This window comes from Tepidamorphus gemmatus, assembly GCF_004346195.1.
Taxonomy (GTDB): Bacteria; Pseudomonadota; Alphaproteobacteria; order Rhizobiales; family Tepidamorphaceae; genus Tepidamorphus; species Tepidamorphus gemmatus.
Genome location: NZ_SMAK01000025.1, coordinates 1 through 6,017, shown reverse-complemented (window position 1 = coordinate 6,017; position 6,017 = coordinate 1). Strand labels below are relative to the sequence as shown.

4 protein-coding genes and 1 pseudogene are annotated in these 6,017 nt (G+C 64.4%); all 5 read left to right on the top strand.

The window, feature by feature from the left end; translation table 11 throughout:
- Positions 1 to 387 (top strand): annotated as a pseudogene (locus EDC22_RS17765) (hypothetical protein); the annotation flags it as partial.
- A gap of 86 nt (positions 388 to 473) precedes the next feature.
- Positions 474 to 2,333 carry an AMP-binding protein gene (locus tag EDC22_RS17760; RefSeq protein ID WP_132808098.1) on the top strand — a complete coding sequence of 620 codons (1,860 nt, stop codon included), beginning with the start codon at positions 474 to 476 and terminating at the stop codon, positions 2,331 to 2,333.
- A 20-nt stretch (positions 2,334 to 2,353) separates the two neighbouring features.
- Positions 2,354 to 3,514, top strand: coding sequence for an acyl-CoA dehydrogenase family protein (locus tag EDC22_RS17755; RefSeq protein WP_132808096.1), 1,161 nt, complete (start codon positions 2,354 to 2,356; stop codon positions 3,512 to 3,514).
- A gap of 22 nt (positions 3,515 to 3,536) precedes the next feature.
- Positions 3,537 to 4,748, top strand: a complete 1,212-nt coding sequence (locus tag EDC22_RS17750) for an acetyl-CoA C-acetyltransferase (protein WP_132808094.1) — start codon at positions 3,537 to 3,539, stop codon at positions 4,746 to 4,748.
- A 19-nt stretch (positions 4,749 to 4,767) separates the two neighbouring features.
- Positions 4,768 to 5,859, top strand: a complete 1,092-nt coding sequence (locus EDC22_RS17745) for an enoyl-CoA hydratase/isomerase family protein (RefSeq protein ID WP_132808092.1) — start codon at positions 4,768 to 4,770, stop codon at positions 5,857 to 5,859.
- Positions 5,860 to 6,017 lie beyond the last annotated feature (158 nt).

Here is a 6,017-nt window from a genome sequence, read left to right as displayed (position 1 = left end):
GGCGCCGCATCGGTGTCGACCTCGGTTCGGAAAAGCCGACACCCCATGAATCATACAGGAGTCGCCCTGGGAATCCCCCTTCTCAAACACGCTCTTAAGGACATCGACGGTGCCTGGAAATTCGCCCGAGACAACAAGCGGCTGGGGTTCCGCGGCATGGTGGCCATCCATCCCAACCACGTCCCCATCGCCAATGAGGTGTTTACGCCGACCGCGCAGGAGGTTGCCTTCTACCAGGGCATGATCGACGCCTTCGAGGCCGGGTTAGAGCGCGGCTTGGCCGCCGTAGCCTACGAGGAGATACATATCGACTTGGCGCATGTGAAGACCGCAAAGGAAGTAATCGCCATGCACGAGACCCTTCGCGCAAGGGGAGCGATGTCGTGAAGGGACGAGCGGCCTTCGGATCGGCAGCGGCGGCGACCTGGCGGCCGTCGGCTCGCGATCTTGCGCGGAGCCGCCTTGCGCGGGCGATGCGGATCTGTGGTTTCGACAGCCTCGCCGAGTTGCACCGGTATTCCGTGGATCAGCCCGAGGCGTTCTGGCGGGCGGCGCTAGACGATCTGGGCGTCGCCTTTTCTACCCCTTGGGAACGGTTGGTCGACACGTCCCACGGCTATGAGTTCCCGCGCTGGTTTACCGGCGGTCGCCTGAATGTCGCGTTCAACTGTGTCGAGCGCCACGCCGCCGACCCGGCCGCGTCTGTGCGCCCAGCAGTGATCACCGAATGCGACAACGGTACGCGACGCGAGATGAGCTTTGCGACGCTTGGGGCAGAGGTCGAACGCGTGGCGACAGGTCTTGTCGCGCTGGGGATCGGCAAGGGCGACCGCGTGGGCTTGTTCCTGCCGGTCATCCCCGAGGCCGCGGTCGCTCTACTGGCCTGCGCGAAAATTGGGGCGGTGGCGGTGCCTGCCTTTTCGGGCTTCGGACCGGAACCGCTGGCGGCGCGGCTACGCTCGGCCGAGGCCGCGGTCCTGGTGACCGTTGACGGCACGACCCGCAGGGGCCAGCGGGTGGCGATGAAGGACGTCGCGGACGCGGCGGTGGCGCTGGCCCCTGACGTGCGACACCTAATCGTCGTCAGCAATGATCGCGGGCCGATCTCGGCGCAACCATGCGACCTGGCCTGGGAAAGCCTGGGAATCGGTCGAGCGCCCGTCCCCACACTCCAGTGCGACCCGAACGACCCCTTCCTGATTATCTACACATCCGGCACCACTGGAACGCCCAAGGGTATCGTGCACAGCCACGCGGGGTACCTAGTCAAGTCGGGGCTCGACTTCGGCTATGCCTTCGACATCCAGTCCGACGATCGGCTAGGCTGGATCGCCGACATGGGCTGGATGCTTGGGCCGCTGATGATCGTCGGTGCCCTCCAGTTCGGAGCCACCGTCGTCTTCATCGAGGGTCTACCCAACTATCCCGACGAAACGCGCCTCTGGCGCATCGTCGAGGGCAATCGCGTCACCGTACTCGGCATGGCACCGACCGCCGCTCGCAACCTGCGTGCGGCCATGGGCGGATCGGCGCAGGAACAAGACCTTTCGTCGTTGCGCGCCTTCACCTCGACCGGAGAGGCTTGGGACCATCCCTCCTGGCATTGGCTGTTTGAGAAGATCGGAGGCGGGCGGCTGCCGATCCTCAACTACACTGGCGGCACCGAGACGGGCGGCGGGATCCTATCGAACTATACGATGGCGCCGATCTCGCCCGGCAGCTTCGCTGGGCCGCTCTTGGGGCAGGATGTGGACGTCCTCGATTCCGACGGCAATCCGACTGACGGCGTCGGCGAACTGGTGGTGCGCAACATCTGGCCCGGCATGACGCATGCCTTCTGGCGCGACCCAGACCGCTATCTGCGTACCTATTGGGACCGCTGGCCCCGGACTTGGGTACATGGAGACCTCGCCAGCATCGACGCAAACGGCTACTGGTACATCCATGGGCGCTCGGACGATACGATCAAGGTAGCCGGCCGACGCATCGGCCCGGCCGAGATCGAGTCCGCCCTCGTCTCCGATCCCCGGCTTGCCGAGGCAGCCGTGATCGGCGTACCGGACGCCGACCGCGGATCGCGCATCGTCGCTTTCGTCACGCTTAAGCCCGGCGTATCGGCGTTCGACCCGCGCGCCCTCGGGCTTGCGGTTGACCGCGCCGTGGGTAAGGCAATGGTGCCATCCGAGATCATTCCCGTCGCTGGACTGCCAAAGACCAAGAACGGCAAGATCATGCGCCGGGCCATCCGCGCGCGGTATCTGGGCGAACCGGCCGGCGATCTGTCGGCCCTCGATTCGGCGAGCTCGCTCGACCTCATCCCAGTACGCAGCTGACCGGACCAAGGAGCCCAGCGATGTCGCTCGACCAATCTGAACTCGACCTGATCCGCGCCTCCATCAGCAAGATCGCCGAGCAGTTCGACCTGGAATACTGGCGCCAGAAGGACGTGGAGAAGGACTATCCCTGGGATTTCAAGGATGCCTTGGCGGCCGGCGGCTGGCTGGGAATGATGATGCCCGAACAGTACGGGGGCATGGGGCTTGGCCTCACCGAGGTGGGGGTGGTGCTGGACGAGTTGGGCCGGAAGTGCGGTTTCAACGCCAACTCGGTCTTCCAGTATTATGTCTTTCCGCCGGGCCCAGTCATCCATCACGGCTCCGAGGCAATGAAGCGCGAGTTCCTGCCGCGGCTCGCCAGCGGACAAGAGATGATGTGCTTCGGCGTCAGCGAACCCGACAACGGCGTAGATACCTCACGTCTCAAGACCTTCGCTCGCCGGGACGGCGGGCGTTATTTGGTCAGCGGTCGCAAGGTCTGGATTTCGAATGCCAAGAACGCCGACCGGATTCTGCTCCTGACTCGAACGGCTCCGCGCGATCCTGCGCGGCCCTACGACGGGATGACACTGTTCCTCACGAAGCTGAAGGGCAAGCCGGGCGTCGTTATCAACCGCATCGACAAGATCATGCGGAATGCGGTCGACTCGAATGAGATCGTGTTTGAGGATTTCGAGGTCTACGAGGACGAGATCGTCGGGCAAGAGGGACAGGGCTTCCGCTGTCTCATCGACGGGCTGAACCCCGAACGTATCGCGGTGGCGCAGACTGCCGTTGGGCTGGGTCGAGGAGCGCTGGAGCTGACAGTCCAGTACGCCAAAGATCGCATCGTATTCGATCGCCCGATCGGCAAGAACCAAGCGGTGGCGCACCCCCTGGCCGACGCCTGGATGCGGCTCGAGGCCGCAGACCTAGTGACGCAGAAGGCCGCACGCCTGTTCGACGAGGGCAAGCCCTGCGGTCCCGAGGCCAACACCGCAAAGTATCTGGCGACCGATGCTGCGTTCATCGCCGCGGACGCAGCCATGCAGTTCCACGGCGGCTACAGCATGGCCACCGAATACCATGTGTCACGCTTCTGGATGGAGGCGCGGCACCTCAAGATCGCACCGATCAGCCAGCAGATGGTCTGCAACTTCATCGCCGACAAGGTGCTCGGGCTGCCCAAGTCCTACTGATGGTCGACGGAAAGGAACCCTTATGCGAGACGCGGTTATCTGCGAACCGATCCGCACCCCCGTCGGGGGCTACGGCGGTACGCTCAAGGACGTGACCGCCGCGGAGCTGGCGGCGACCGTCGTGAAGGACCTTGTGCGCCGCACCGGGATCACCAGCTCTGACATCGACGACGTGATCTTCGGGCAGGTCTATCCCAATAGCGAGGCCCCTGCGATCGGTCGCATCGCGGCGCTGGACGCGGGTCTGGACATCGCCGTGCCCGGCACTCAGATCGACCGGCGATGTGGTTCCGGCCTGCAGGCAGTAATCAACGCCACGATGTGCGTAGCCACCGGCGCGGGGGACCTGATCATCGCCGGCGGCGTGGAATCAATGAGCCAGGCCGAGTACTATTCGCTGGGCGTGCGCTGGGGCTTGAAGGGTGCCGACACCGGGCTGATGTGCCGCATCGGCAGGGGACGCGTGACGTCTGGCGGTCGGTACTATCCCGTTCCAGGTGGAATGCTTGAGACCGCCGAAAACCTGCGCCGTGAATACGGCATTTCGCGCGCCGAGCAGGACGAATTGGCCTTGAGTTCGCACCTCAAGGCGGTGCGGGCGCAGGCCGCGGGACTGTTCGACGCCGAGATCGTTCCGGTCCGTGTTAAGACGCGCAGGGGCGAGATACTTTTCTCACAAGACGAGCACCCGCGTGCGGATGCCACCCTCGAGTCGCTTGCCGCGCTTCGTCCGATCCTTGCGAAATCCGACCCGGATGCCACCGTTACCGCGGGCAATGCCAGCGGTCAAAACGATGCCGCCGCCGCCTGCATCGTGACGACGCGTGCAAAGGCCGAAGCCCTGGGCCTGCGCACCCTTGGCCGTCTGGTCAGCTGGGCCGTGGTGGGAGTGCACCCCGCACGAATGGGGATCGGCCCGGTTCCGGCCACCGAGAAGGCGCTGGCGCGAGCGGGACTCACTCTTGCGGATATGGACCTGATCGAGCTGAACGAGACCTTTGCCGCGCAGGTTCTGGCCTGCACTCGGATCTGGGGATTCGCGCCAGCGGACTTCGACCGGCTGAATGTCAACGGCTCAGGCATCTCACTGGGGCATCCGGTCGGCGCGACCGGGGTGCGGATCCTCGCGACCCTCCTGCGCGAACTTGACCGGCGCGGGGCGCGCTGGGGACTTGAAACCATGTGCATCGGCGGCGGGCAGGGCCTGGCTGCGCTGTTCGAACGCATAACTTAAAGACCGCAAAGGACCCGACATGTCCATACTCGATCGATACAGCCACCTTCCTTTCCGCTCCGAGATGCACGAACCCGGCGTTCTGGAACTCGTCTTCGACGGTCCCAATCTGAACGCCGTGGACGAGCGCGTCCACGAACACTTACCCTACGTCTGGAACCAGATCGACCAGGATCCGGACGTGCGGGTGGTGATCGTTCGGGGCGCGGGCAGGGCGTTCTCGGCCGGCGGCAGCTTCGAGTTGATCGAGAGCCAGATGGCCGACTACCGCATCCTAACAAAGGTCATGCGCGAAAGCCGTGATCTCTATTACAACATGATCGACTGCTCGAAGCCGATCGTCTCTGCGATCCACGGGCCTGCCGTGGGCGCGGGCCTGGTGGTGGCGCTGATGGCCGACATCTCGATCGCCGCAAGAACCGCTAAGATCGTCGACGGCCACACCCGTCTCGGTATCGCTGCGGGCGACCATGCGGCCGCGGTCTGGCCAGTGCTGTGCGGCATGGCCAAGGCTAAGTATCTGCTGCTGACCTGCGAGAAGATCTCGGGCGAGGAGGCCGAGCGCATAGGCCTTGTCTCGATGGCTGTGGACGAGGATCGCTTGCTGGAGACTGCCCGCGAGGTGGCAGGCAAGCTCAACGCCGGTGCCTCCGAGGCCATCGCGCTGACCAAGCTGTCGCTGAACCTCTGGTTCAAGCAGAGCGCCCCGATCTTCGAGGCCTCACTTGCGCTCGAATTCCTGGGCGTGGGTGGACCGGAGATACGTGAAGGACTGGCATCTCACAAGGAAAAGCGCAAGTCACAAGGAAAAGCGCAAGCCCGACTTCCGCGGCAGGACCTGAGTATGGCTGATGCCGACGATACGATCGGGCTGCTGGAGTCGCTGCTGCCTGCTCTTGACGCCTATCTCGATATGTTCCGACAAACCGTCGCCTCCCGCGTGGTTCGCGACGGCCGGCTGAACAGCGCGCTTGCATACACCGAACAGCGCGCCCTGCACGGTCTGGCCTGGTCCGGCGTCCTGGTGTCGAAGCAATCCGCCAGGCCGGCGCCTGGGGCCGAACACTGGCGCGCGAGGAGCGCCTGGGACAGGCTGAACAGCTCGTGCTGATGATCGGTGTGGGTGAGTATCAAGGCTCTGAATCCGGGTTAACGGGCTGAGGGTTGGAGTATCTGCTGAAGGTACTGGTTGTTGCGTGCAGCCCGTTTTCTGCGCAGCTTGATGGATCGCTTGTCGTGGACGCGGCGGAGCATGTTGAAGGCGAAGTG

What these genes read in the sequence shown, in the direction of transcription:
- EDC22_RS17760 (WP_132808098.1), top strand. Translation starts at nt 474, where the DNA reads ATGCGGATCTGTGGTTTCGACAGCCTCGCCGAGTTGCACCGGTATTCC.
- EDC22_RS17755 (WP_132808096.1), top strand. Translation starts at nt 2,354, where the DNA reads ATGTCGCTCGACCAATCTGAACTCGACCTGATCCGCGCCTCCATCAGC.
- EDC22_RS17750 (WP_132808094.1), top strand. Translation starts at nt 3,537, where the DNA reads ATGCGAGACGCGGTTATCTGCGAACCGATCCGCACCCCCGTCGGGGGC.
- EDC22_RS17745 (WP_132808092.1), top strand. Translation starts at nt 4,768, where the DNA reads ATGTCCATACTCGATCGATACAGCCACCTTCCTTTCCGCTCCGAGATG.